The sequence below is a fragment of the Actinospica sp. genome (assembly GCF_035552695.1).
GTDB lineage: Bacteria > Actinomycetota > Actinomycetes > Streptomycetales > Catenulisporaceae > Actinospica.
Genome location: NZ_DASZKT010000233.1, coordinates 12,905 through 38,134, shown reverse-complemented (window position 1 = coordinate 38,134; position 25,230 = coordinate 12,905). Strand labels below are relative to the sequence as shown.

At 70.0% G+C, this 25,230-nt stretch carries 22 protein-coding genes; 10 read left to right on the top strand and 12 right to left on the bottom strand.

Going from position 1 to position 25,230, the window contains the following annotated elements; all coding sequences use genetic code 11:
- A partial coding sequence (locus tag VG296_RS26960; RefSeq protein WP_325570515.1) for a PP2C family protein-serine/threonine phosphatase occupies positions 1–616 on the top strand: 616 nt, incomplete at its 5' end.
- A gap of 96 nt (positions 617–712) precedes the next feature.
- Here VG296_RS26960 and VG296_RS26955 read toward each other — a convergent pair.
- The 5 genes from VG296_RS26955 to VG296_RS26935 form a co-directional block, all read right to left on the bottom strand.
- Positions 713–2,836, bottom strand: a complete 2,124-nt coding sequence (locus VG296_RS26955; RefSeq protein WP_325570513.1) for a transglycosylase domain-containing protein — start codon at positions 2,834–2,836, stop codon at positions 713–715.
- A 171-nt stretch (positions 2,837–3,007) separates the two neighbouring features.
- On the bottom strand, positions 3,008–5,044 hold the full coding sequence (locus VG296_RS26950) for an ABC transporter ATP-binding protein (RefSeq protein ID WP_325570511.1): 2,037 nt from the start codon (positions 5,042–5,044) through the stop codon (positions 3,008–3,010).
- Positions 5,041–6,777: an ABC transporter ATP-binding protein gene (locus VG296_RS26945; RefSeq protein ID WP_325570509.1), complete on the bottom strand. Its 1,737-nt coding sequence runs from the start codon at positions 6,775–6,777 to the stop codon at positions 5,041–5,043. The genes VG296_RS26950 and VG296_RS26945 overlap by 4 nt, the downstream gene beginning before the upstream one ends.
- Entirely contained in the window at positions 6,771–7,373 is a 603-nt protein-coding gene (locus VG296_RS26940; protein WP_325570507.1) for a MarR family winged helix-turn-helix transcriptional regulator, read from the bottom strand. Before VG296_RS26940 ends, VG296_RS26945 begins: the two co-directional genes overlap by 7 nt.
- A 37-nt stretch (positions 7,374–7,410) precedes the next feature.
- Positions 7,411–7,998 carry a TetR/AcrR family transcriptional regulator gene (locus VG296_RS26935; protein ID WP_325570505.1) on the bottom strand — a complete coding sequence of 196 codons (588 nt, stop codon included), beginning with the start codon at positions 7,996–7,998 and terminating at the stop codon, positions 7,411–7,413.
- A gap of 85 nt (positions 7,999–8,083) precedes the next feature.
- Between VG296_RS26935 and VG296_RS26930 the strand changes: the two genes are divergently transcribed.
- Both VG296_RS26930 and VG296_RS26925 read left to right on the top strand, forming a co-directional pair.
- Complete coding sequence (locus VG296_RS26930) at positions 8,084–8,809, top strand: SDR family NAD(P)-dependent oxidoreductase (protein WP_325570503.1); 726 nt, start codon at positions 8,084–8,086, stop codon at positions 8,807–8,809.
- 40 nt (positions 8,810–8,849) lie between these two features.
- The gene (locus VG296_RS26925) at positions 8,850–9,257 is read left to right on the top strand and encodes a cupin domain-containing protein (protein ID WP_325570501.1); all 408 of its coding nucleotides are present in this window, start codon (positions 8,850–8,852) and stop codon (positions 9,255–9,257) included.
- On the opposite strand, the gene VG296_RS26920 is transcribed toward VG296_RS26925, so the two are convergent.
- The 3 genes from VG296_RS26920 to VG296_RS26910 form a co-directional block, all read right to left on the bottom strand.
- The gene (locus tag VG296_RS26920; protein WP_325570499.1) at positions 9,254–9,958 is read right to left on the bottom strand and encodes a hypothetical protein; all 705 of its coding nucleotides are present in this window, start codon (positions 9,956–9,958) and stop codon (positions 9,254–9,256) included. The genes VG296_RS26925 and VG296_RS26920 overlap by 4 nt on opposite strands.
- A gap of 1 nt (position 9,959) precedes the next feature.
- A complete protein-coding gene (locus tag VG296_RS26915) occupies positions 9,960–10,664 on the bottom strand; it encodes an AIM24 family protein (protein ID WP_325570497.1) in 705 nt (234 codons plus the stop codon).
- A gap of 82 nt (positions 10,665–10,746) precedes the next feature.
- Positions 10,747–12,708 (bottom strand): putative Ig domain-containing protein, encoded by a 1,962-nt coding sequence (locus VG296_RS26910; RefSeq protein ID WP_349259707.1) that lies wholly within the window; start codon positions 12,706–12,708, stop codon positions 10,747–10,749.
- A 593-nt stretch (positions 12,709–13,301) separates the two neighbouring features.
- On the opposite strand from VG296_RS26910, the gene VG296_RS26905 reads away from it, so the two are divergent.
- From VG296_RS26905 to VG296_RS26890, 4 genes are all read left to right on the top strand, one after another.
- Complete coding sequence (locus tag VG296_RS26905) at positions 13,302–13,901, top strand: DoxX family protein (RefSeq protein ID WP_325570493.1); 600 nt, start codon at positions 13,302–13,304, stop codon at positions 13,899–13,901.
- Between the two features lie 125 nt (positions 13,902–14,026).
- A complete protein-coding gene (locus VG296_RS26900) occupies positions 14,027–14,455 on the top strand; it encodes a GntR family transcriptional regulator (RefSeq protein ID WP_349259706.1) in 429 nt (142 codons plus the stop codon).
- Positions 14,452–15,360, top strand: a complete 909-nt coding sequence (locus VG296_RS26895; RefSeq protein ID WP_325570489.1) for an ABC transporter ATP-binding protein — start codon at positions 14,452–14,454, stop codon at positions 15,358–15,360. The genes VG296_RS26900 and VG296_RS26895 overlap by 4 nt, the downstream gene beginning before the upstream one ends.
- The gene (locus VG296_RS26890) at positions 15,357–16,376 is read left to right on the top strand and encodes an ABC transporter permease (protein ID WP_325570487.1); all 1,020 of its coding nucleotides are present in this window, start codon (positions 15,357–15,359) and stop codon (positions 16,374–16,376) included. Before VG296_RS26895 ends, VG296_RS26890 begins: the two co-directional genes overlap by 4 nt.
- Before the next feature lie 79 nt (positions 16,377–16,455).
- Here VG296_RS26890 and VG296_RS26885 read toward each other — a convergent pair whose 3' ends face one another.
- Positions 16,456–16,977 (bottom strand): hypothetical protein, encoded by a 522-nt coding sequence (locus VG296_RS26885; RefSeq protein ID WP_325570485.1) that lies wholly within the window; start codon positions 16,975–16,977, stop codon positions 16,456–16,458.
- Between the two features lie 172 nt (positions 16,978–17,149).
- On the opposite strand from VG296_RS26885, the gene VG296_RS26880 reads away from it, so the two are divergent.
- Positions 17,150–18,277: a YbhN family protein gene (locus tag VG296_RS26880; RefSeq protein WP_325570483.1), complete on the top strand. Its 1,128-nt coding sequence runs from the start codon at positions 17,150–17,152 to the stop codon at positions 18,275–18,277.
- 7 nt (positions 18,278–18,284) lie between these two features.
- Positions 18,285–18,836 carry a hypothetical protein gene (locus VG296_RS26875; RefSeq protein ID WP_325570481.1) on the top strand — a complete coding sequence of 184 codons (552 nt, stop codon included), beginning with the start codon at positions 18,285–18,287 and terminating at the stop codon, positions 18,834–18,836.
- Between the two features lie 15 nt (positions 18,837–18,851).
- On the opposite strand, the gene VG296_RS26870 is transcribed toward VG296_RS26875, so the two are convergent.
- Together VG296_RS26870 and VG296_RS26865 are read right to left on the bottom strand one after the other, a co-directional pair.
- The gene (locus VG296_RS26870; RefSeq protein WP_325570479.1) at positions 18,852–19,703 is read right to left on the bottom strand and encodes an NUDIX hydrolase; all 852 of its coding nucleotides are present in this window, start codon (positions 19,701–19,703) and stop codon (positions 18,852–18,854) included.
- Complete coding sequence (locus tag VG296_RS26865; protein WP_325570477.1) at positions 19,700–20,251, bottom strand: GNAT family N-acetyltransferase; 552 nt, start codon at positions 20,249–20,251, stop codon at positions 19,700–19,702. Before VG296_RS26865 ends, VG296_RS26870 begins: the two co-directional genes overlap by 4 nt.
- Before the next feature lie 63 nt (positions 20,252–20,314).
- Between VG296_RS26865 and VG296_RS26860 the strand changes: the two genes are divergently transcribed.
- Positions 20,315–21,157: an NAD(P)-dependent oxidoreductase gene (locus VG296_RS26860; RefSeq protein ID WP_325570475.1), complete on the top strand. Its 843-nt coding sequence runs from the start codon at positions 20,315–20,317 to the stop codon at positions 21,155–21,157.
- Positions 21,158–21,173: 16 nt separating this feature from the next.
- On the opposite strand, the gene VG296_RS26855 is transcribed toward VG296_RS26860, so the two are convergent.
- The gene (locus tag VG296_RS26855) at positions 21,174–25,205 is read right to left on the bottom strand and encodes a molybdopterin-dependent oxidoreductase (protein WP_414641142.1); all 4,032 of its coding nucleotides are present in this window, start codon (positions 25,203–25,205) and stop codon (positions 21,174–21,176) included.
- Positions 25,206–25,230 lie beyond the last annotated feature (25 nt).

Here is a 25,230-nt window from a genome sequence, read left to right as displayed (position 1 = left end):
ACCGCGCCTGTTCGCCGTCGCCGACGGGTTCGGGGGGCGCGGCGACACGGCGAGCAGCACGGCCATCGACCTGCTGCGCAGCCTCGACGCCGTCGAATCGGGGGACCTGCTGAACGTCCTCAACGACGCGGCGGATCGCGCGCACCAGGCGGTAGGGCGGATCGCCGGCGAGGACTCCGGCACGACGCTCACCGCGATGCTGTGGACGGGCTCGGAACTCGGCCTCGTGCACATCGGAGACTCGCGCGCGTACCTCCTGCGCGACGGCAGGTTCTTCCAGATCACGCACGACCACACGCTCGTGCAGTCCATGCTCGACGACGGCCGGATCACGCCGCAGGAGGCCGAATCGCACCCGCAGCGCGCGCTGCTCGTGCAGGCTCTCGGCACGGGCCGGACGTCTCCCGAGCCGGAAGTGCGGGTGACGGACGTGCGGGCCGGGGACCGCTACCTGCTCTGCACGGACGGCCTCTCGGCGCGCGTCGCGGAGGCCGAGATCCGGAGCGTCGTCGAGGGGGCAGGGGGCCCGACGGATGCGGTCGCCGCGCTGGTCGAGCTCTCGATCCAAGCGGGCGGCGCGGACAACGTGGCGTGCGTCGTGGCGATCATCGACTGAGAAATCAACATCGACTGATAACGCAACAGGCGACTGAGAAATCAACAATCGACCGAGAGTCGGCCATCGACTGAGAACCAGCCCATTGACTGACGATCAGCCGACCGGGGGGAAGCCGGTGGGCGGGGTGAAGTCCTCCGCCGGCTGCCCCTTCAGCGCCCCCTCCATCGCCTGCTGCCAGGTCGGCGCGGAGATCGTGGCACCGAAGATCTGCTGGTCCCAGTACTTGCCGCCGATCGTCATATAGCCGAGGAAATCCCCGACCCGCGGGCTGATGAACCCGGTCCACACGGCCGTGGCCAGTTGCGGGGTGAAGCCGTCGAACCACGTCGCGATCGACTGCGTCGTCGTGCCCGTCTTGCCCGCCGACGGACGGCCGATGCCCAGGCCGTCGGCCGTCGCGCCGGGCTGGGTCAGCACGCCTTGCAGCATCGCGGTCAGTTCGTTCGCGAGATTCGGATCGATCACCTGGCTGCAGTCCGGCTGCTGCGCCGGGTACTGCCGACCCGCCGTGGTCGACACCGCGGTGATCACGTACGGGCGGCAGTAGTCGCCGTGCGCGGCGACCGTCGCGTAGGCCGCGGCCATCTCGATCGGGGTGATCAGGTTCGTGCCGAGGGTGAACGACGCGATCTGCAGGAGCGGCGAGCCGGTGCCGGTGTCGTTGTCCAGGGTCACGCCCATCGACTGCGCGATCGTCGCGGGCAGGCAGAGGCCCGTCTGTGTCTCCAGCGTCAGGAAGTAGTTGTTCACCGAATACCAGTACGCCTCGGGCAGCGTGCCGGTGAAACCGTTGCCGTCGTCGTTGTTCGGCGTGTAGCCGCTCGGCCAGATGATCGTCTGCGGGTGCCCGGGCACGCACACCTGCAACCGCAGCCCGCTCTCGACCAGCGGGCTCGGCACGCTCATCGACGTCGCCGGATTCCTGCCGTCCTCCAGCGCGGCGAGCCCTTCGAAGATCTTGAACGAGGAGCCGGCCTGGAAGCCGTCGCCGCCGCCGTGCTGCGGATCCGCGGCCAGATCCACGTACGTCTGGCCGGTGCCGCTGCCCATCGGCTTCGACTGCGCGATCGCCGTGATGGCCCCGGTTCCGGGCGTCACCATGGCCAGGGCGGTGGCCACCCTGTCATCAGGGTTCGTGTGGTTTGCGACGGCCGTCGCGCCGGACGCCTGGTCCTGCGGAACGAGCGTCGTCTTGATGATCAGCCCGCCCGCGTTCCACACGTTCTGCCGCGCGGCCTTCGTCGCCCCGTACGTCGCGTCGCTGATGAACGAGTTGTACACGTACGTGCAGAAGAACGCCTCGCTGCCCGCCCCGAGGCAGCCGTCCGTCTCGTTGCCCGGATTCAGACCCAGCGGCTGCTTCTCGTCCGCGGCGGCCTGCTTCGCGGTCAGATAGCCCTGCTTGGCCATGTCCTCGAGCACGACGTTGCGCCGCGTCAGCACCGGACCCGCGTTGGTGTACGGGTCGTACTCGCTCGGGCTGTTGACGATCGCCGCGAGCATCGCCGCCTGGTCCGCGGTCAGATTCGCGGCCGAGGTGTTGAAGTACGTCTGCGCCGCGACCTGGATGCCGTACGCGCCGTTGCCGTAGAAGATCAGATTCAGGTAGCCCGCGAGCAGTTCGTCCTTGCTCATCTCCTGCGTCACCGAGATCGCGTCGCGCAGCTCGGTGAGTTTCCGGGAGAAGGTGTCGGCGATCGCGGCGTTGCGCGCCGCCGCGTTGCTCCCGGCCTCGAGCTCGAGGGAGTTCTTCACGAACTGCTGCGCGATCGTCGAGCCGCCCTGCAGGCTCCCGGTGCCGTTCGAGTTGTTGACCAGCGCACGCAGCGTGCTCTTGAGGTCGATGCCGCCGTGCTGGTAGTAGCGCTGGTCCTCGATGGCCACGATCGCGTGCTGCATCAGTACGCTGATCTGGCTGAGCGGGACGACCACCCGGTTGCTCTGGTTGTCCGTGTCCCAGGTCGTCGCGATGACCGAGCCGTCGGCGGCCTCGACCGTGTTGCGCTGCGGCAGCACCGGCAGGGAGAAGGACGCGGGCAGCGTCAGGAAGTGGTCGGAGGCGGCCTTGGCGCCGAGCCCGGCGCTCGCGACTGCGGGCAGCACCATGCCCGCGACGAGTGCTCCCGCCAGTGCGCTGACCACGATGAAGGAGATCAGGCCGATAATGAATCGGCCGAATCGGCTCAGGCCGCGGAGAACCCCGCCCGTGCTCGCCATGCCCTAGAGACTAATCCCGTCGCAGCCGCATGGGGAGGGTATTCGCGGAAGATCAAAGAAGATTGCTGAGATAGTTGTCGAACCTCGCGGCCGCCCGGGAGCAAAAGCGCGAAAAGTCCGGAAACGCCGCGGCGCCCGGTCGGAAACCGGGCGCCGCGATCGGAACCCGGCTCAGTCCACCTCGGCCACTGCCTGCGCGAACTGCGCGTCGTACAGCCGGGCGTAGGCGCCGCCGGAGTCGAGCAGCTGGTCGTGCGTGCCCTGCTCGACGATCTGGCCGCTCTCCATCACCAGGATCAGGTCGGCGTCCCGGATCGTGGAGAGCCGGTGCGCGATCACGAAGCTGGTGCGGCCCTGGCGCAGCGAGTTCATCGCGCGCTGGATCAGCACCTCGGTCCGGGTGTCCACCGAACTGGTCGCCTCGTCCAGGATCAGGATCGCCGGCTCAGCGAGGAACGCCCGCGCGATCGTGATCAGCTGCCGCTCGCCCGCCGAGACCGAGGAGGCCTCGTCGTCCAGGACCGTCTCGTAGCCGTCCGGCAGGGTCCGCACGAAGCGGTCCACGTGCGTGGCCTGCGCGGCCCGGACGATCTGGTCCTGCGTCGCCGCGGGCACTCCGTACGCGATGTTCTCCGCGATCGTGCCGCCGAACAGCCACGCGTCCTGCAGCACCATGCCGGTGCGCGAACGCAGGTCCTCCCGCGTCATCTTCGCGATGTCCACCCCGTCGAGGGTGATCCGGCCCCCGTCGATCTCGTAGAACCGCATCAGCAGGTTGACGAGGGTGGTCTTGCCCGCGCCGGTCGGGCCGACGATCGCGACCGTCTGCCCCGGCTTGACCGACAGCGACAGGTCCTGGATCAGCGGCACGTCGGGCTTGTAGCGGAACGAGACGTTCTCGAACTCCACCTGCCCGCGCACCTGCTCCACGGTCGGCGCCTGCGCGTCGTCCGGGGACTGCTCCTTCGCGTCGAGCAGCGCGAAGACCCGCTCGGCCGAGGCCACCGCGGACTGCAGCAGGTTCGCCATGCTGGCCACCTGGGTGACCGGCTGGTTGAAGCTGCGCGAGTACTGGATGAAGGCCTGCACGTCGCCGATCGAGAGCGAGCCCGAGGACACCTTCAGTGCGCCGACCACCGCGACGAACACGTAGTTGATGTTGCCGAGGAACATCATCGCGGGCTGGATGCAGCCGGAGATGAACTGGGCCTTGAACGAGGCCTGATACAGCGTGTCGTTCTGCTCGTCGAACTCCGCGATCGCGTCCTGCTGCCGGCCGAAGACCTTCACCAGGGTGTGCCCGGTGTACTGCTCCTCGATGTGGCCGTTCAGCCGGCCGGTGGTGCCCCACTGCTTGACGAACTGCGGCTGGGCCCGCTTGCCGATCTTCCCGGCCAGCCAGACCGAGACCGGGATCGTCACCAGGGCCAGCAGCGCCAGCTCCCAGGAGATGGTGAACATCATCGTCAGCACGCCGACGATCGTGAGCAGCGACATGGCGATCTGGCTCAGCGTCTGCTGCAGGGTCTGCGCCAGGTTGTCCATGTCGTTGGTGACCCGGGACAGGATCTCGCCGCGCGGCTGGCCGTCGAAGTAGCTCAGCGGCAGCCGGGCCAGCTTGGCCTGCGCGTCCCGCCGCATCCGGTAGACGGCGCGCTGCACCAGCGACGTGGTGATCCGGCCCTGGAAGGCGAGCACCAGGGACGAGCACGTGTAGATCAGGGCGACCACGCCGAGCGTGCGTCCGAGCGAGCTGAAGTCCAGGCCCACGCCCGGGGTGAACCCGACGCTGCCGAGCACCGAGCGGATGCCGGACGGGATGCCCGGGTTGGCGAGCACCTGCGCCCGGGTCTGCCCGGCGAAGCGCGCGGTCTCCTTGCCCGCGACGCCGCCGAAGATCTGGTTCGTCGCGTCGCCGAGGATCCGCGGACCGAGCACGTTGAGCGAAACGCCGATCGCGGTCAGCACCAGGGCGAAGATCATCAGCGGGCGCTCGGGGCTGAGCGTTCTCAGCAGCCGCTTGCTCGAGCCCTTGAAGTCCAGGGCCTTCTCGGTGGACTGGCCGGCCATGAACGCGGCCGGGCCGCCGCGGCGCTCGCCGGCCTGCGGGCCGAGACCGCGCTTGGGTACCACGCGCTCGCCGACGGCCTCTCCGTCCACCGCGCTTTCGGTCGTGCGGGCGTCCTCGGGTTGCTGCTCTTCGCTCATGCCGCAGCCTCCTGCTCCGTCAGCTGGGAGAGCACGATCTCCCGGTAGGTCTCATTGCCGTCCATCAGCTCGCTGTGCGTGCCGGTGCCGACCACGCGGCCCTCGTCCAGCACGATGATGGTGTCGGCCTGCCGGATGGTGCTCACCCGCTGCGCCACGATGACGACCGTCGCCTCCTGTGTCTCCCGCGCCAGCGCCGCACGCAGCCGCGCGTCGGTGGCGTAGTCGAGCGCCGAGAAGGAGTCGTCGAACAGGTAGACCTCCGGTTTGCGCACCAGCGTCCGCGCGATCGCCAGCCGCTGCCGCTGACCGCCGGACACGTTCGTGCCGCCCTGCGCGATCGGCGCGTTCAGGCCCTCCGGCATCGCCTCGACGAAGTCCCTGCCCTGCGCGGTCTCCAGCGCCTGCCAGAGCTCCTCGTCGGTCGCGTCCCGGTTGCCGTAGCGCAGGTTGCTCGCCACGGTCCCGGAGAACAGATAAGGACGCTGCGGTACGTAGCCCACGGTCTTGCTCAGCACGTTCGCGTCGAGCTCGCGCACATCGATGCCGTCCACCAGCACCTCGCCGCCGGTCACGTCCATCAACCGGGGGATCAGCGAGAGCAGCGTGGTCTTGCCGGCGCCGGTCGAACCGATGATCGCGGTGACCTCGCCCGGCCTGGCCAGCAGGCTCACGTCGTGCAGCACCGACTTCTCGGCGCCGGGGTAGCAGAAGTCGACCGAGCGCAGTTCCAGGGTGCCGCGCAGCAGGTCGGGCACGCGCGGGTTCGCCGCCGGGACCACGCTGCTCTCGGTGGTCAGCACCTCGCGGATGCGCTCCGCGCTGACCTCGGCGCGCGGCACCATCATGAAGGTGAAGACCGTCATCATGATCGACATCAGCGTCTGCATCAGATAGCTGAGGAACGCGGTGAGCGCGCCGATCTGCATGCTGCCGTCGTTGATCAGATGGCCGCCGAACCAGAGCACCGCGACGCTGGACAGGTTCACGACCACCATCACCGAGGGGAACATCAGCGACATCAGCTTGCCCGCGCCGAGCGAGACCTGCAGCAGTTCGTTGCTCGCGTCCTCGAAGCGGTCCCGCTCCCGCTCGTCCCGGACGAAGGCGCGCACGACCCGCACGCCGGTGATCTGCTCGCGCAGCACCCGGTTGATCGAGTCCAGCTTTCCCTGCGTGGCCCGGAACAGCGGCACCATCCGCGAGATGATCAGGCCGAGCACGATCGCCAGCACCGGGATGATGACGACCAGCAGGCCGGAGAGCGTGACGTTCTGGTCGAGGGCCAGCACGATGCTGCCGACCATCATGATCGGCGCGGAAACCGTCATCACGAAGAACATCAGCACCAGCATCTGCACCTGCTGCACGTCGTTCGTGCTGCGGGTGATCAGCGACGGCGTGCCGATCTGCCCGATCTCGCGCGCCGAGAAGCGCTGCACCTGCCGGAACTGCGCCGAACGCAGGTCGCGGCCGACGGCCATGGCGGTGCGCGCGGCGAAGTAGACCGCGCAGATCTGGCAGGCGATCTGGCCGAGCGTGATCGCCAGCATCAGCGCGCCGGTCTTCCAGATGTAGCCCGAGTTCCCCGTCAGCACGCCGGTGTCGATGATGTTGGCGTTCAGGGTGGGCAGGTAGAGCATCGCGAGCGTGGCGAGGAACTGCAGCCCGACGATGAGCGCGATCGGCGCTCGATACGGCCGCAGATACTCGCGTAAGAGTTTGACTAGCACTCTGGCTTCCCCCGGTTTGAATTGTCGATGAAGGCCTTGACGTCGTTGTCGGACACGGGCGAGATCTCCTGGACGATGGCGAGGTTGTTCTCGATCACGGTGATCAGGAACGAGCGCAGCGACTGCTCGAGCTCGGGGTCGAGGTCGCGCGTGAGGGCCTCGTTGACGGCGATGAAGCGGGCGCCGATCTGATTGGCGCGCTCCGCCCCGGACTCGGTGAGCACCAGCCAGACCACGCGGCGGTCCGCCCGGTCGCGCTCGCGGCGGACGTAGCCGGCCTTCTCCAGCGTGGAGACCACGCCGGTGAGCGTCGCCGGCGTGATCAGGCAGCGCTTGGCGAGCTCGCTGTGCGTGGCCCGGCCCGGGGTGCCGAAGTCGATTCCGCGGCCCGTCCCGAAGGCGAGCGCGCTGAGCACGGCGGCGGAGCCGAAACTGAGCCCGTCCTCCTCCGCGAAGACGCGCCGGAAGGAGTGCCCGACCGACTGCCCGGCGAGCCCCACCAGCCGCATCAGCGGCGAGCCGTGCAGGCGCTCGTGCAGTTTGGCGGCGTCTTCCGCGTCGATCGTCAACGGCAGCTTTACGTGTTCCTGGCCCACGCGGAAAGGTTAGCCCCCGAACTGTTAGGGCGCAAAGTTATTTTCCCGCGGACCCCAGCAGGCGCAGGACGGCGTCGGTGACCTCGTCGGCCAAGGCCTCGTTCACCGGCGCGTGCCTGGACAGCACGCGGTACCACATCGTGCCCCAGATCATGTCCGTGACCAAGTTCAATTCTGCGCCCTCGCCCACCGTTCCGGCGCGCTGCGCCCGCTCCAGCGTCTCCCGGATCAGGGCGCGCCGCCGGGCGAGCAGCTCGCTCTGCAGTTGGGCGAGGAACTCGGGGTCGTTCGTCGCGTCCGCCATCAGGCCGCTGATGATCGGCCCGGCGACGGGGGAGAGCCGGAACGAGCCGCGCAGGATCTGCCGCAGATCGTGCACCGGATCGTCGGTGGGCTCGGGCTGGGCGATCGGCCGCGCTAGATCGATGATCGCCTCGAGCAGCACCTCGCGCTTGCTGTTCCACCAGCGGTAGATCGTCTGCCGCCCGACGCCCGCCTCCTCGGCGATGCCCTTGATGGTGACGGCCTGGTAGCCGTCCCGCCGAACCAGCCGCAGCGCGGCGTCCAGCACGGCACGGCGGGCCGGTTCGCTGCGCGGGCGGCCGAGGGCCGAGGTCTGCTCCATGGCCCCACTTTACTGGACATGGTGTCTCGTATTAAGCTGGGGCCATTCCGAGGCACAGTGTCTCGGAACCATGGGAGGAGTCCTCATGTCGCAGCACACTGTGATCGTCGGCGGCACGGCCGGAATCGGCCTCGCCACCGCGCGCCGCCTGGCCGCCGAGGGCCACCGGGTCACCGTGATCGGCCGGGACGCGGACCGGGTGAAGCAGGCCGTCGCCGAGATAGGCGGCGAGGGGGCGCAGGGCCGTGCCGCCTCGATGACCGACCGAGCCGCCCTGAACGCGCTGTTCTCGGAACTCGGCCCCGTGGACAACCTGGTCGTCACCGCCCCGGGCACCGGCGCCCCCGGCACGCTCGCCGAACTCGACCTGGAGGCCCTGGACGAGGCGTTCCACACCAAGTTCACCGGACTCGCGCACACCGTCCAGGCCGCGCTTCCGCACCTGGCGAAGCAGGGCTCGATCACGATCGTGAGCGCCGCCTCCGCCCAGTGCGCGCTCCCCGGCACCGCCGGCCTGGCCGCCGTCAACGGCGCCGTCGAGACGCTGACCCCGACCCTCGCCCTGGAACTCGCCCCCATCCGCGTCAACTGCGTCTCCCCGGGCGTCGTCGACAGCGACTGGTGGAACCGCGTCGTCCCCGCCGCCCAACGCGCCGCAGTGCTCGACAGCTTCGTCGCGGCCACCCCCGTCGGCCGCATCGGAAAGCCCGACGACATCGCCGACGTCATCGCCCTGCTCGTCCGCAACGGCTACCTGACCGGCACCGTGATCCCCGTCGACGGCGGCGCCCGCCTCAAGCCGCAGGCCTAGGCGTAGGCGTGGGCGGCCCGGGTCGGTGCAAGATTGATCCATGTCGACGACCCATGAATCCGGCCCGGTATCCATCGAGAACGTCGTCCGGTCCCTGACCGGCCCGTACCAGCCACGCGACCTCGTCACCGCGAACGACACGATCGTCCGCATCGCCTTGTTCGAGGGCGAATTCCCCTGGCACGAGCACGACGAAGACGAACTCTTCCTCTGCTGGGACGGTACCTTCCGCATCGAGCTAGCCGCCCGGCCGCCGGTCGTCCTCACCGCCGGCGACCTGTTCGTCGTCCCGAGGGGCACCCGCCACCGCCCCGTAGCCGACACCCCCGCACACGCCCTCATGGTCGAGCGCCCCGAGACCAAGCAATACGGCAACGAGAGCGGAGGCCGGGCCGAACGACACACCGCAGGACCCGAGAACAGAACCGAACCCGGATCAGACCTCTAGACCCGGGCTCCGCCATCATCGTCCACGCCGATGCGCGCGATGATGGCGTCGGTGCGGCGGCGGAGTAGGGCGACGCGTTCGACTTGGGAGTCGGGGATTCCGCGGCGCACGGCGTCGGCGGGGGTCACCGGGATCTCGCGGCGCAGGGCCTCGGCGACCAGGGCTTCGTTGATGTCAGGCCTCAGCGATAGCAGGGCGGCGGGGAAGAGGCTGGGGCGGGCGACGCGTCTGCCGGCGGGTAGGGTGCCGCGGTAGCGGATTTCGGCGACGATCTCGTGGTTGATCGCGTCGTCGCCTTGGTCCAGGGCGGCGAGGAGCACGATCGCGAGGTGCTGGGTGAGGTAGGTCAGCACCTTTTTGCGGCCGGGGACGGGTGGGAGCAGGGGGCGGATGCGGTCTACCTCCTGCTCCAGCGCGTCGGTCGTCAGGAGCTCGAAGGCGTTGCGCATTCGTACGGCGGTGACCTTGGACCAGTCGTGCCGATCGCCGTCGAAGCCGACGTGTCCGCCGTCCAGGTGGAGGGCGCCGAAGCGGTCGAGCATGCTCAGCGGACCCGCCGCCAGCAGCGGGGAGCCCGGTCTGTGCACCAGGATCCCGGCGAGTGTGCACTGCCACGGGTTCGCCCACGGGAGCGTCGGGGCGGGGGCGGACTCGATCGAGTCGCGTATCCATCGGCCGCCCCGGCCCAGGACGTCGATCACGTCAGTTCGAACGCGGCTGCGGCAGGTACGGGTAGATCGCGTGCGCCAGCAGCGCGATCGGCATCGACTGCAGCCAGATCTCGCCCGGGCCGGTCAGCGCGACGAGGTGGAAGCCGTCGTCGCCGAACAGTATGTTGCGTACGCCCTGCAGCCGGGTGATCTGGAAGCTGACACTCTCCTGGAACAGGCCCACGTGCCCGGGGTGCACCAGCATCGTCTGACCCGGTGCCAGCTGATACGCCGACACCTCGCCGGACAGTTCGATCCAGGCCTCGCCGTTGCCCTCGAGCCGCTGCAGCACGAAGCCCTCGCCGCCCCACAGCCCGGCGCCGAGACCCGGTACGGCGGACGCCGTCGCCTGGATGCCCTGGGTGCCGCACAGGAAGCCGTGCCGGTGCACGTACAGGCCGTTGCCCGGACCCACCTGCATCGGCATGATCTGGCCGGGGACCTTGGTGGCGAAGGCGATCAGGCCGGGACCGGGGCCCTGCGCCTGGTACTGCGTCTGGAAGAAGCTGCCCCCGCCTATGGCCCGCTTGACCGCGGACAGGAAGCCGCCGCGGCCGCCCCCGCCGCCGGTGGTCTGCGACATGACGATGTTCGGCGACATCCACGACAGTTCGCCGTGCGTGGAGATGACCCCTTCACCGGGGTTCAGGGTGATCTCGAGGACCGGCAGCGTCGTGCCCTTGATGGCTGTCTGCATGGCACGCAGCGTACACATCCGCGGTCTCCCACGGATGTGTACGCCGCATCGCCGTACTTACGGCAACCGTGAACGTCGTCGCTTAGCCGACGTTCACCGCGTTGTCGTCGTCCACGAACGAGGTCTGCAGCGAGGAGTCCTCAGACCCGGTGAACTTGAGGGTGACGGCCTGGCCGATGTACGAGGCCAGACTGTAGGAGTGCTGGGTGTAGCCGGTGTTGTGGTTCAGGTTGGAGAACGTCGCCAGCGTCGTCAGCACGGTGCCGCTGGAGTTGAGCACCTGCACCTTGAGGGTGTCGTACGCGGTGCCGGTCGTCGTCTCCGACGTGTCGATGTGCAGCCAGAACGAGAACGTGGCCGTGGTGCACGTCGACGGGATCGTCACCTTCTGCGACAGCGTGTCGGTGTGCGTCGTGCCGTATCCGTCCAGCCACGCGTCCCAGCTGCCCGAGTGCGCCGGCTCGCTCGACGAGTTGTTCAGCACGCCGGACGTCGAGGACCAGGGGCTGATCGCTCCGGTCTCGAAGCCCGGGTTGGTGACCAGCTGCGCCGCGGAGCAACCGCCGCCGCCGCCCGAGGTGCTGATCGCCCAGCTGAACGACGCCGAGCCGGACGCCCCGGTCGTGTCGGTCGCGGTGACCGTCACGTTCGAGGTGGCCGCCGTGGTCGGCGTGCCCGAGATCAGGCCGCTGCCGCTGATCGACAGACCCGCGGGCAGGCCCGTGGCGCTGTAGCTGAGCGTCTGCCCGGAGGCCGAGTCGCTCGCCGAGATCTGCAGCGACACGGCCGTGCCGACGGTCCCGGTCCGGCTGCCGGGGTTCGTCACGGACACCGTGTTGCCGCCGCCGGTGCTGCCGGTCTGCAGACCGGCGATGCCGTTCGGGGTGCCGATGCCGGTCGGGCCGTCGTAGCCGGTCTCCGCGGTGCACAGGAAGGCCGGGCTGCACGAGCCGTCGTTGCCGCTGGTGACGTCGTAGAAGTTGCTCGTGTGGGTGTAGATGTCGTCCGCGGGGTTGGCGCCCGCGTTGCCGCCGAGGGCGTACATCGCGGCGACCATCGGCGAGGAGGCGCTGGTGCCGCCGACCTCGTTCCAGCCGCTGTTGCCGTTCGACGTGTCGTAGACCGCGACACCGGTCGCCGGGTCGGCGTCCGCCGCCACGTCGTTGTCGATGCGCTTGGTGCAGCCGCTAAGACCCAGCGAGGTCTGCCAGGACGGCTGCGTCTCGTAGGCCGAGCAGCCCGAGCCGGTGCCCTCGGAGCCGGTCGTGGTGTTCCACACCGACTCGGTCCAGCCGCGCGAGCTCGAGGACGTCTTCAGTGCGGTGCCGCCGACCGAGACCACGTTCGGCGACGTCGCCGGGTAGATCACGCCGTAGTCGGAGTCGCCCGCGGACGCCGTGGTGACGATGCCGGAGGCGTGGCTGAAGTACTGGGAGTTGGACGAGGTGTCCGTGGACGACTCGCCGCCGCCCCACGAGTTCGAGATGTAGCCGGCCAGGCTCGCCGCCGCGTTGTTCGCGACGTACAGGCCGTTGCTGGTGTCGTCGTTCGCCTCGACCAGGACGATGTTGCACAGCGGGCAGATCGCCGATGCCATGTCGAGGTCGAGCGACTCCTCGAGGGTCCAGTCGTCCCCGGACGGCGGCGCCGAGGGCAGCGGCGAGGTCGCGCCGGACTGGTTGACCTTCTTGAAGCTGGGCACCGTCGGCAGGCCCGCCGCCGAGCGGTACGCGGCCAGGTCGCCGGCGGCGTTCGCGTCGTCGTACGCGTCGACGACCGCGATGGTGCGCCCACTGCCGTCCGCGGCCGAGGCCGAGGTCAGGTTGTACGCCGACTGCAGCTGCGAGGGACCGTAGCCGACGCCGGACGGGATCGCGTTCGGCGAGACGGCGGCGGCAGCGTGCACACCGTTCCGCTTGAGCGCCATGCAGGCCTTCTGGCCGGCCGTGACGACCGCCGAGCAGACGTGCGCGGAACCGGAGTTCGCCGAACTCGGCGCCGGCTGCGAGGCGTGCGCGGAGCCGGCCGCCTCGGTCGCGATCATCCGCTGGGCGGCGGAGAGCGCGGGGTGGGTGCCCGGGGCGGCGGCCGAGGCCGCGGCGGTGCTGCCCAGGGCGAGTGCGCCGCCCAGGGCGAGTGCGGTCACGACGCGTGCCGGAGCACGCAGTCGATCTCTGAGTCTCACTGCGGGTATTCCCCTCTCGGTGGAGCGGCGTGGGCACGGGTCGTGCCCGGCCGCGCGGAGTATCCCGGCCGGTGCCGGTTCCGGGCGCGCGGGATCGCCGCGGCGCGGGAGGACGGAGCCGGCCGTCTTGTGTCAGGGTTCTTGGACGCGGGGTGCGGGGGCGTGCGGGTGATGCCGTGCGTGGGTAGTGCAGCCCGTTCCGCCGCGTCCTGTGCAGTGGTGCAGATCGGTGCGAGCGGGTTGCCGACCGACCGGTCGGTTCCAGCGTCGCGCTGCCACGAACGGTATCGCCGCGTCCAGGGGTGGTCAACGGATAGTGCTGAGCCTGTTCTACAAATCTTCATGAAATCTTTGAAAGTTCTCGCGGCACGAATGGTCCAGCCGGGCTGCGCGACCGGAGCGGTCCGGCGCAGGATGAGCACGAGGGGGCGAGCGGAAGGCAGGGAGCGGATATGACGGGACACGCGCGAGCGAAGCGGCCGGCCTCCTGCACGTGCCGCCGGGATGTCGGGCTGCTGCTGATGCGCCTCGGCATCGGCGCTGTGCTGATGGCGCACGGCGGGCAGAAGCTCTTCGGCCTCTTCGGCGGCGGCGGGATCGAGGGCACCGCGGCGGCGATGGAGTCGATGGGCTTCGAGCCGGGCCGGGAGAGCGCCCTCGCCGCGGGCGTCGGCGAGACCGGCGGCGGCGCGCTGCTCGCGCTCGGCCTGGCCACCCCGGCGGCGGGCGCGGCGGCGGCCGGGACGATGGCCGCGGCGGCGGCCGTGAACTGGGAGAAGGGCCTGTTCGCGATGCGCGGCGGCTACGAGCTGCCGCTGCTGATCGGGCTCGGCGCCGCCGGGCTCGGGCTCACCGGGGCGGGCACCCTCTCGTTGGACGACGCGACCGGCCACCTGCTCGACCGGCCCTGGCTCGCCGCGGCCGCGTTCGTCGGCACCGCGGGCGTGGCCGCGGCCGTGATCAACCGGCGCAACGGCGTGCTGGACCGCCGCGCCGAGGCCGAGGCGCGGGCCGAGGCCGAGTCGGAGCCGGCGTCCCAGCCGGACGCGTGAGCCGCCGAACCCGTTAGCTAGGCTGAGGAACCCCAGTTCAGGGGCCTGTCGAGGGCTGAGCCTTGACAGGCCCCTCTGTCATGGCCAGGCTGTCTTACTGTCGTAAGACAATAGGAGAAGTGCTCGTGATCGAGTTCGTGCTGGACAGCCGCTCCAAGGTCGCCACCTACATGCAGCTGATCCTCCAGGTGAAGCAGGCGCTGCGCGTCGGCCTGCTGCGCCCGGGCGACCAGCTGCCGGGGGTGCGCGACGTGGCGCAGCATTTGGCCATCAACCCCAACACCGTGCTCAAGGCGTATCGGGAGCTGCGGCTCGAGGGCCTGACCGAGGGCCGGCCGGGCGGCGGCACCTTCCTGGTCGGCACGCTGGCCGGCCCCTCGCTGGGCCACCAGGCGCAGCTGCGCGACGAGCTCGTCGACTGGCTCGGCCGGGCGCGCACCGCCGGGCTCGCCCGTGAGGACATCACGGCCCTGATCGACACCACCGTACGGTCCATGTTCGACAGTCCCGCCGCCGAAGGCGTCGTGGTATCGAAGGAGGCTTCAAGCCCATGACAGAGGAGACCGCGCTGCAGACCGCGGGCCTGGGTAAGCGCTACGGGCGCGCCTGGGCGCTGCGCGACTGCACCCTGCGGCTGCCGACCGGGCGGATCGCCGCGCTGGTCGGGCCCAACGGGGCGGGCAAGACCACGCTGCTGCACCTGGCCGTCGGCCTGTTGCGGCCGGACGAGGGCGAGGTGCGGGTGTTCGGCCGCGACCCGCGCGCCGGCGGCCAGGCGCTGGCCGAGATCGGCTTCGTCGCCCAGGACACCCCGCTCTACCGCGACTTCAGCGCGGCCGAGCTGATCAAGCTCGGCGGCAAGCTCAACCGGAGCTGGGACGCCGCGCTCGCGCACGAGCGGCTGGCCCACATCGACATCCCGACCGACCGTCCGGTCGGCAAGCTTTCCGGCGGACAGCGCGCCCAGGTGGCACTCGCCCTCGCGCTCGCGAAGCGGCCGAGACTTCTGCTGCTCGACGAGCCGATCGCGAGCCTGGACCCCCTGGCGCGGCACGAGTTCATGCAGACGCTGATGGGCGCGGTCGGCGAGACGGACACGACGGTCCTGCTCTCCTCGCACCTGCTCGCCGATCTCGAACGCGCCTGCGACTTCCTGATCGTGCTGCAGCGGGCGCACGTGCAGCTGAGCGGCGACGTGGACGAACTGCTCGCGCAGCACCGGACCCTGATCGGTCCGCGCGAGACGGAGGCCGCCGCGGTGGCCGGCACCGCGACCGTGATCCGGGCCAGCCGTACCGATCGACAGTCCACGCTGCTCGTCCGGCTGCCCGGCGCCCTGCCGGCGCTGGCCGACGGCTGGCGGGCCATCGACGTGAGTTTGGAAGACCTCGTACTCGCCTACCTGAGCGTGGGCGCCCAGGCGAAGACCGAGACCGCGGGGGAGTTGGCTGCGAAATGATCTGGTTGACCTGGCGGCAGCACCGCAAGCAACTGCTCTTCACCCTCCTCACCCTGGCCGCCCTGGCCGCGGTGATGGTGCCCACCGGCCTGTCGATGCATCACGAGTTCGTGAAATCGGGCCTCTCCGCCTGCCTGGGGAAGGCCGGCACGGCCCAACTGGTCGCCGGCAACGCCGTGAACTGCAGCGAGCTGAGCAGTCAGTTCTCCCACCAATACAGCAGCCTCACGTTCATCGCCGTCCTCTTCGTGATCCTGCCGGTGTTCGTCGGAATCTTCTACGGCGCACCGCTCGTCGCGCACGAGATCGAGCAGGGCACACACCGCTTCGTCTGGACGCAGGGCGTCGGGCGCATGCGCTGGGCGCTGGCCAAGTTCGGGCTCATCGGGCTCGTCACACTCGTCATCGCGCTGGTCTACGCGATCGGCGTCACCTGGTGGTTCTCTCCGCTCATCGCGAGCGGCAACAACGGCCGGATGAACTACGTGTCCTTCGACGTGCAGGGTGTGGTCCCGATCGCGTACACGCTCTTCGCGGTCGCGCTCGGAGTGTTCCTCGGCGTGTACTCGCGCAAGGTGCTGCCCGCGATGGGGATCACGCTCGCCGGTTTCATCGCCGTGCGTGTGGTGATCGAGTGGGTGGCGCGCAAGAACTACCTCAGCCCGGTATCGCTGAAACTCCCGATCACCAGCACCCAGCAGTACAACATGTACGCGGGGGACTGGATCTACTCGAACTCCGTGGTCGGCGCCCAGGGCAAGACGCTCTTGGCGGACGCCCAACTGCAGTGCCTCGGCGGCAACGTCGTCAGCATGAGCACGAGTGCCGGCAGCGGCGCGCTGCAGGCGAACGCGAACCCGTGTGCGGACGCGGCCTACCAGGGCGCGTACAACCTGCAGAGCTATCAGCCGGGCGAACGCTTCTGGGACTTCCAGTGGATCGAGTCGGGCGTCTTCCTCGCACTCGCCGCGCTGCTGATCTGGTTCGCGCTGATGCGGCTGCGCCGGATCGGCTGAGCCCTCGCCCGCCCAACCCGACGTCCCCCAATCGGCGTAGTGCCGGCGGTTACTGCCGTCGTGCTACGTCGGTCGGGGACTACGTCGTTTGGGTGGCCTGCGCGAGGCGGCGGCGCCGGACGGCCTTCTGAATCGAGCTCGGATGAACCGTCACACCGAACTCGTGGTGCACCAGCGCGGCCAGGTCCCTCCAGCGCGGCGTATCGCGTTCGGCGAGTTCGGCCTCGACGCGCGAAAGGATCTCGTCCGTCAGCTTGCGCTGCCGCGCCGATCCCGTCGGCTCGGGCGCCCCTTCGGCGGCTTCCGGCTCGGGTTCCTCAGCTGCCGGCTCCGCAGGCCCTGCGGGCTCCGCTTGCTCCTGGTCCTCGGCGGGCACGGGTACCGGCTCGTCCGCGGCCGCGCCGATCTCGGTGAGCATCAGCTCGTTCCGCCGCCGGGCCCGCCGCCGCACGGCCCGCTCGTGCCGCAGCAGCGTGAACCAGAGCACGAGCAAGCCCAGTACCGCGCCGAGCATGATGAGCAGAACCAGCAGCGCCCACTCGCCGGGTATCGCCTGCTCGCGGGTGCCCCATCCGTCCCCGCTGCCCAACCAGGAAATCACCTCTAGATCGTCGCCCGCCCCGGGAACACCCGCAACCGCACGAGCGGTTCCGGTCCATCTCGTCCGAGCCGGTGGTCTCACGCCCCGTCAGGCCCGCGCGCCCGCTTGCGCCACAGCGCGCCGGACCGCCCGCTATGTGCCTGGAACGACCCGTCACCCTAGACTCGCGAATGTGGCGGCAGAAGACAGTGGCAACGCGGCGGACCAGCGGAGCAAGCGGAGAAGGCAGCGGCTGACCCGACTTCTCGCGATCGCCGTCATCCTCGCCGTCTTCGGTTTCATCTTTCCGAGCATCGCCTCGTACAGCGCCGCCTGGAACGACGTCAGCGCGATGACCGCGGCGTGGATCCTCGCGCTGATCGGCGTCACCGTGCTCAACCTCTTCACCGGCTGGTGGTTCATCACCACCTGTCTGCCGGGGCTGAGCCTGCCGCGCGCGGCCGCGATGAACCTCTCTTCCACGGCCGTCGCCAACACCGTGCCCGGCGGCGGCGCCATCGCCCTCGGCGTGAGCTACAGCATGACCTCCGCGTGGGGGTTCAGCACCGAGGAATTCACGCTGTACACGCTGGTCTCGGGTCTATGGAGCCAGTTCGCGAAGTTCGGCACGCCCGCCGTCGCCCTGCTCGCGCTGAGCGCGGTGGGCCGACCGAGCAGCCAGCTCGTGCTGGCCACGATTCTCGGCACGGGGGTGTTTCTCGCCGCGCTCGGCGCGGTCATATGGGCCCTGCACAGCGAGAACTTCATGGCCGTGCTCGGCCGCTTCGCCCAGCGTGCGGCGACGAAGGTCATGGGCTGGTTCCACCGTTCGGGACCGAAGGACCTCGAGGAGGCGTTCCTCGAGTTCAAGCATCTCGCCGCGAAGCTGATCAAGACGCGCGGCTGGCTGATGAGCGTGTCCACCCTGACCAGTGACCTGACCGGCTGGTTCGTGCAGCTCGCCTGCCTGCGCTCGGTCGGGGTCACGGCGGGCGAGGTGTCCTGGGAGAAGTCCTTCGCGGGCTACGCGCTGATCAGGCTGCTCACCACGATCCCGGTCACCCCCGGAGGACTGGGCATCACCGAGGTGGGGCTGACCGCGTATCTGGCCGCCGGACTCGGCACCGGGGCGACCGACCGGATCGCCGCCGCGATCCTGCTCTCCCGGGCGCTGACCTTCGTCGTGCCGATCCCGATCGGCGCGGTCAACTTCGCCGCCTGGCGCTGGCTGCGCAGCAAGGACGGCGCCGCCTCGCCAGGGGATGCCGAAACCGAACGATTGATGCAGGCTGGAGTGGAGGGGGATCCGCCAAAGGAGTGAGGTTCCCATGGTTCACTGGAGCCGGAAGATGATCGGCCTGCTCCTCGTCGTCGCGGCCGCCGTGGTCGCCGTGTGGAGCGCGTTCGTGCAGTGGTACGGCGGACGCACGGGCACCAATATCCGCGTCGCGGACCTGTTCAGCAACGGCCTGACCGCGGCCAACGCCGCCACGATGGCCTCGCTGCTGCTCCCGGTCCTGATCAGCGCGGTCCTGGTGGTCGCCGGGATCGCCGTGTGGTGGCGCTGGCTGTGGATCCTCGCCGGCGCGGTCGCGATCGCCACCGTCGTCCTGTGGGGCGCGCGCCAGGCGCAGACCCCCGGCGGCCTGCATTCGGCCGCGGTGGGCAACGGGCCGATCATGGCGGCCTGCGCGGGCGCCGTGATGATCTTGGCCGCGATGATCGCCACCGCGCGCGGCGGCCGGACCCGCCAGGAGCCGGCCGAGCGGGTTTCACCCGAATGGACGCCCGCACCGTCCACACAGGTCCCCGAGCCTGAGGGCACCGGCGAGCCCCGTGGCGCCGGCGCCGAGGAGCACGCGCACCCGACGCGTCAGTAGCTCGGTGACCAGGAACTACGAGCTGGGCCAGACGAGCCAGTAGCCGCCGTCCGCTCGCCGCTCGACGTCCGCGATGATCGCGGTCAGCGAGCGGTCGGCGGCCGCGGCGATGGCTGTCGCGGCGCTCGGGTACGGCGTCAGCTGACGCAGCGTCGTGATCGTCGGCGGGAGCATCGCGACCCTGCCCGCCGCGTGATCGGCGACGGCCTGCGCGGCCGGGATCCAGACGGTCGTGTCCGCCTCGCCGGAGACGTCGCGGGCGTGCTGGCCCGGCGGGAGCGCGGCGATGAAGAACGCGGTGTCGTAGCGGCGCGGCTCGAACTCGGGCGTGACCCACCGTGACCAGGCGCCGAGCAGGTCCGTGCGCAGTACGAGCGAGCGGCGGGTCAGCAGTTCCGTCAGCGAGAGCTCGCGGGTCTCCAGCGCGCGCCGGTCCGCCTCCCAGGCGTCGTCGGCTGTCGACTCGACGACGGACGTGGGGGAGGTCCCGGCGAACAGCACCCCGGTCTCCTCGAACATCTCGCGCACGGCGGCGCAGACGAGCGCGCGTGCCTCGGCCGCCGAGCAGCCGAAGCGTTCGCCCCACTCCTCGGCGGACGGCCCGGCCCACGCCACCGACGCGTCCGAGTCGCGCGGATCCACCCGTCCGCCCGGGAACGCGTACCGGCCACCGGCGAAGGACATCGTCGTGGCGCGCTTGAGCAGATAGACCTCCGGCGCCGACGACGCGTCATATTCCGGCTCGCGCAGCAGCACCACGGTCGCCGCGAGCCGGGCCGGTTCCGGCGTGAGCCGCCCGTCCAGATAGGCCTCGATCCGCTCGGACCACTCCGGCAGCGCGGGAAACCCGGGACTTCCCACGGTCACTCAGCTCTCAATTCCGGGACGGCGACGTCGGCCCACGCGATACGCAGCTTGCTGGGCGTGCCGGCGAGCCTATCCGGTACCCCGCCGGGCGGATCGACCAGCGTCTTCTCCACGCACGCGCCGCCCATGGCCTGGTAGAACCGCTGAGCATTCGCATTCTGCTCAAGCACCCACAGGTACATCCGCCGGTCCGCGGCGCGCTCGGCGACCGCCGCGGCGGCCCTGCGCACCAGCACGCGGCCCAGCCCGGAGCGCCGCTGATCGTGCCGGACGTGCAGATTGTCGATGAGGCTGCCCCACCGCGCGTCCTCGTCGAGAATCACGTGCACGAACGCGGTCACGCCACTTCCGTCCGCCGCGACGATCGTCGCGGCGTGGGAAGGCGCGGCGAGACGCGTGGACCACACCGTGCGCCGGTCGGAGAGCACGTCGCCATCGAGGTACGAGTCGGAGAAGGCGTCCCGATAGAAGCGCCGCCAACTGTCGGTGTGCAGTAACGCGATCTGCTCCGCGTCGTCGGCGACGGCCGCACGAACTTCCAAGGTCACGCCCTGACGATACTGTGATCTGCGGGAAACGTGCGACGGGGTAAAACAGGGGAGTGGTGGCACATGCGGATTCTGGTTGCCGGAGCGACCGGCGCGATCGGCCGTCTGCTGGTCCCGATGCTGCTCGCGGCGGGTCACGAGGTCGGCGGCACGTCGCGTTCTGACGAGGGGGCCAAGGCCGTCGACGCGCTCGGCGCCAGCGGGCTCCGCATGGACGCGCTGTCCGCCGAATCAGTGAACGCGGCGGTCCGGGCCTTCCGGCCCGAGATCATCGTTCACCAGTTGACCACGCTCGGCGAGCGCGACTTCGCGGCCAACTCGCGGCTGCGGGTCCAGGGCACGCGCAACCTCGTGGACGCGGCCCTGGAGCTCGGCGCACAGAGGATCGTCGCGCAGTCGATTTCGTGGGTGTACGAAGGCGGCGACACCCCGGCAGACGAGACCGTGGCGCTCGACGCCGACCCGCAGCGAGCAGCGATGATGACCGGTGTCAGGGCCCTGGAGTCGGAATCGGCGCGGATGCCGGAGCACGTGGTCCTGCGCTACGGCGCGTTGTACGGCCCCGGCACGTGGCACGAGCGCGGCGGATTCGTGGCGCAGCAGTTGCGCGCGGGCTCTATTACCGCGAACGACGGAGTCTCGTCGTTCGTCCACGTGGAGGACGCGGCACGCGCGGCCGTCGCAGCACTCGAATGGCCTAACGGCGTCGTCAACATCGTGGACGACGAGCCCGCACCGGCCCGCGAGTGGCTGCCCGCGCTGGCGGCGGCGCTCGGCGAACCGGCCCCGGCCATCGTCCCCGGCCGCGCAGCCTGGGAACGCGGCGCGAGCAATCGCCGGGCGCGCGCCGAACTCGGCTGGACGCCCGGCTGGCCGGCCTGGCGGACCGGCTTCGCCGCGCAGTGAGTTCCCGGCTACGGTCTCAGTAGATGTCGCGGACGTAGCGCTTGTCCGCGGCCAGCCGCTTGACGTACGTATCAGCGGCCTGCCTGGTGAGTCCGCCGTGCGTGACGATGATGTCGCGCAGGGCGTTGTCGACGTCCTTCGCCATGCGCGACGCGTCCCCGCACACATAGAAGTGCGCGCCGTGCTCCAGCCAGGTCCAGAGCCGATGGCCGTGCTCCTGCATGCGGTCCTGGACGTAGATCTTGTTGCGCTGGTCGCGAGAGAAGGCGGTGTCGAGGTGATCGAGCGTGCCGTCCTCGGCCAACGCGGCAAGGTCCTCGCGGTAGTAGAAGTCCGTGGCCTGATGCTGCTCGCCGAAGAACAGCCAGTTCGAGCCCGCGTGCCCCTTCGCCCGGCGGTCGTGTAGGAAGCCGATGAACGGCGCGACACCCGTTCCCGGACCGACCATGATCATCGGAGTGGCGGGATCGGCGGGCGGACGGAAGTGCGGCGAGGGCTGAACGTGGACGGTGACGGGCGTGCCCGGCTCGGCGTCGGCGAGATACGCGGAGCACACGCCCTTGCGCGGACGACGGAGCGAGCCCTCGTAGCGCACGACGGAGACGGTCAGCGAAACCGCCGTCGGGTCGGTGCGCGGGCTTGAGGATATCGAGTACTGACGGTTCTGCAGCCGCTTGAGAGTGGCCGCCCACTCCTGCGCGCTCGCCTGCACGGGATACTCGGCGAGCACGTCAGCGGCCTGACGTCCCCAGGACCATTGCGAAAGCTCGACTTTGTTGTCGGGCCGAAGCAGCTTCCGCAGCATCCTGTCACCCGTGCGGTCGGCGACGAATTCGAGCAGGCTCATGGTGATCTTCGCGATGTCGAGGTGCCGGTGCAAAGCCTCGCGGAACGAGACCGTCCCAGAGCCTTCGAGGTCGACCGGAGTATGGGCGTCGACCGCCGTCAGCGACAGCCACTCCTCGACCAACGCCACGCCGTTCACCGGCCGGACGCTCAGCGCGTCGCCGGCCTGATAGGCGAGCGGATTCGCGCTCAGGTCGAAGGTGAACTGCCGAACCTCCTTCGTGGCACCGGGCAAGCTGAGGAGCTTGTTGCCGACGAGCGGCGCGGTCACCGCGACCGGGACGGAGCGGGTCTGCGGCGACGCCCGTTCCGTACGCGGCTGCACGAGCGTGGTCGAGGTCGCGGCCGACATCGCGGACGCCTCGTCGGCCAGCGACGCGAGAACCTGGTCGAGCCACGCCGTCGCCGCGGTCTCGAATTCCGGTTCGCAGTCGGTGCGCGGAGAAATCCGTGTGGCGCCGAGGTCTTCGAGACGCTGGTCGAGGCGGCGGCCGTGCCCGCAGAAGTCGTTGTACGAGGAATCGCCGAAGGCCAGGACCGAGTAGCGCAGGTGGTCGAGGCGCGCGTCCGAGCCGGACAGTGCCTCCCAGAATCCGGTGCCGTTGTCGGGAGCGTCGCCGTCGCCGAATGTGCTGGTGATCAGCAGCGTGTCGGCGGCGAGCGCGGCGGGATCGACTTCGTCCATGCCGAGGACCGTCACGTCGTGCCCGGCGGCTTTGAGGCGCTGGGCCGCGATCGAGGCGAACTCCTCGGCGTTGCCTGTCTGCGAGGCCCACAGCACGGTGATTCTGCGGCTCGGCTGTTCGGCGGACGCGCCGGCCGGGCGGACGGCACGCGAGTAGCGACCGGCCAGCAGGCCGTTCACCCACGCCGCCCGATCCGCGTTCAGCGGCGCGGAGGCGGGCAGCACGGGCACTCCGACCGGATTCGGCCCGATCCCGGCGAGGAATCCGGCCAGGTAGCGCTGTTCGTGCTCTTCGAAAGTCGGCGGCTTGGGCTCCGCGATGCCGAGGGCCGCGGCGAGCGAATGGTCGTGCGCCACGGCATCGGCCTCGCGCTCGCTCCTCGGTGCGGAGACGACCACCGGGACGGCCGACTTGGCGAGCGAAACCGCGCAGACCTTGAACTCCGGCTGGAAGGAGAGCGGGTCCACGGCGTCGTTGGTCACGGCGTTGACGCTGAGGTATTCGCCGAACAGATCGTTCCAGTGGAAGGGGGCGAAGCAGCAACCCGGCCGCACCCGATCCGTCAACACGGCGGGCAGCACGGCCCGGCCCCGGCGCGACGCGACCTCGACCGGATCCCCGTCGACGAGCCCGAGTTCCCTCGCGTCGTCGGGATGGATCTCGATGAACGGGCCCGGATTCAGCTTATTGAGTTTTCGGACCTTGCCGGTCTTGGTGAGCGTGTGCCACTGGTGCTGGAGGCGGCCGGTGTTCAGCGCGAACGGATACTCGTCGTCCGGCAGTTCCTTCGCGGGCAGGTGCGGCCTGGCGAAGAACGCCGCGCGGCCGCTCGCGGTCGGGAACCTCGGCCGTCCGTCGGCGTCGAGGTAGCGGATCGGGTTGCGGTCGGGGCCGCCGGGAGCCGCGGGCCACTGGACCGGCGTCTCGCGAAGCCGCTCGTATGTGGCGCCGCTGAGGTCGTAGCCGGTCTTCGGGTTGCGAGCGCGCTTGATCTCCTCGAAGACCTCTTCCGCGCCGGAGTACGTGAAGGCGTCCGCGTAGCCCATCGCCTGCGCGACCTTGGCGATGATCAGCCAGTCGGCGGTCGCCTCGCCCGGTGCGTCGACCGCGGGCTGCGCGAGCGTGAGATCGCGTTCACTGTTGATCAGCACGCCCTCGGTCTCGGTCCACAGGGCGCCCGGCAGGACGACGTCGGCGTATCCGTTGGTCTCGGTGTCCGTGAACACGTCCTGCGTGACGACGAACTCGGCGGCTTCGAGCCCTGCGATCACGGTCTTGCGATTCGCGACCGACGCGACGGGGTTGGTGCAGATGATCCAGCAGGCCTTGATCCGGCCCTGCGCCATCTGCTCGAACATCTCGATCGTGCCCTTGCCGACCCCGTCCTCGCGCACGGCCCCCGTCGGCAGCCCCCAGAGCCCTTCGACGAATGCGCGATCGTCTGCCACGAGCACCGACCGCTGCCCCGGCAGCCCCGGACCCATGTATCCCATCTCGCGGCCGCCCATCGCGTTCGGCTGCCCGGTGAGCGAGAACGGGCCGCTCCCGGGACGGCAGATCGCGCCGGTCGCCAGGTGCAGGTTGACCAGCGCGTTCGTGTTCCAGGTGCCGTGCGTGGACTGGTTGAGCCCCATCGTCCAGCAGGACGTCCACTCGCCGGCCTCGCCGATCCAGCGCGCGGCCGTCCGGATGTCCGTTTCCGGGATGCCGGTCAGCTCGGCGACTGTCTCCGGCGCGTAGTCGGCGAGGAACTCCGGCAGCGCCTCCCACCCCTCGGTGTGCTCAGCGATGAAGGCCGCGTTCGTGTGCCCGTTCGCCACGAGTAGATTGAGCAGGCCGTTCAGGAGCGCCAGGTCGGTGCCCGGCTTGATCTGCAGGAACAGGTCCGCCTTGTCGGCCGTCGCGCTGCGCCTCGGGTCGACGACGATCAGCTTCGCACCCGCCTTGACCCGCTCCATCATGCGCAGGAACAGGATCGGGTGGCAGTCGGCCATGTTCGCGCCGATGACGAAGAAGACGTCGGCCTTCTCGAAGTCCTGATACGAGCCGGGCGGGCCGTCGGCGCCGAGCGAGAGCTTGTAGCCGGTTCCCGCGCTGGCCATGCAAAGCCGCGAGTTCGACTCGATCTGGTTGGTGCGCACGAAGCCCTTGGCCAGCTTGTTCGCCAGGTACTGCGCCTCCAGGCTCATCTGCCCCGACACGTACAGCGCGAAGGAGTCGGGGCCGTGCTCGTCGATCACGCTCCGCAGCTTGCGCGCGGTCTCGGCGATCGCCGTCTCCAGGTCCGTCGGCACCGGCTCGGCCCCGCGCTCCGCCCGCACCAGCGCCGTCGTCAGCCGCCCCGGCGCCGCCAGCATCTCCGCCGTCGTCGCGCCCTTCGTGCACAGCTTCCCGTGGTTCGCCGGATGCGCCTTGTCGCCCGACGCCTTCCGGACCTTGCGCCGCCCGTCCGCCCCCGTCACGACGTCGAGCACGAGTCCGCAGCCCACACCGCAGTACGAGCAGACGGTCCGCACTTGAGTCACGACGTTCCCTCCACAA

Bases quoted from the DNA above. Each gene is read 5' to 3' on its own strand.
- VG296_RS26955 (WP_325570513.1), bottom strand. From the start codon at position 2,836: ATGGCGAGCACGGGCGGGGTTCTCCGCGGCCTGAGCCGATTCGGCCGA.
- VG296_RS26950 (WP_325570511.1), bottom strand. From the start codon at position 5,044: ATGAGCGAAGAGCAGCAACCCGAGGACGCCCGCACGACCGAAAGCGCG.
- VG296_RS26935 (WP_325570505.1), bottom strand. From the start codon at position 7,998: ATGGAGCAGACCTCGGCCCTCGGCCGCCCGCGCAGCGAACCGGCCCGC.
- VG296_RS26930 (WP_325570503.1), top strand. From the start codon at position 8,084: ATGTCGCAGCACACTGTGATCGTCGGCGGCACGGCCGGAATCGGCCTC.
- VG296_RS26925 (WP_325570501.1), top strand. From the start codon at position 8,850: ATGTCGACGACCCATGAATCCGGCCCGGTATCCATCGAGAACGTCGTC.
- VG296_RS26915 (WP_325570497.1), bottom strand. From the start codon at position 10,664: ATGCAGACAGCCATCAAGGGCACGACGCTGCCGGTCCTCGAGATCACC.
- VG296_RS26910 (WP_349259707.1), bottom strand. From the start codon at position 12,708: ATGATCGCGACCGAGGCGGCCGGCTCCGCGCACGCCTCGCAGCCGGCG.
- VG296_RS26905 (WP_325570493.1), top strand. From the start codon at position 13,302: ATGACGGGACACGCGCGAGCGAAGCGGCCGGCCTCCTGCACGTGCCGC.
- VG296_RS26895 (WP_325570489.1), top strand. From the start codon at position 14,452: ATGACAGAGGAGACCGCGCTGCAGACCGCGGGCCTGGGTAAGCGCTAC.
- VG296_RS26890 (WP_325570487.1), top strand. From the start codon at position 15,357: ATGATCTGGTTGACCTGGCGGCAGCACCGCAAGCAACTGCTCTTCACC.
- VG296_RS26875 (WP_325570481.1), top strand. From the start codon at position 18,285: ATGGTTCACTGGAGCCGGAAGATGATCGGCCTGCTCCTCGTCGTCGCG.
- VG296_RS26860 (WP_325570475.1), top strand. From the start codon at position 20,315: ATGCGGATTCTGGTTGCCGGAGCGACCGGCGCGATCGGCCGTCTGCTG.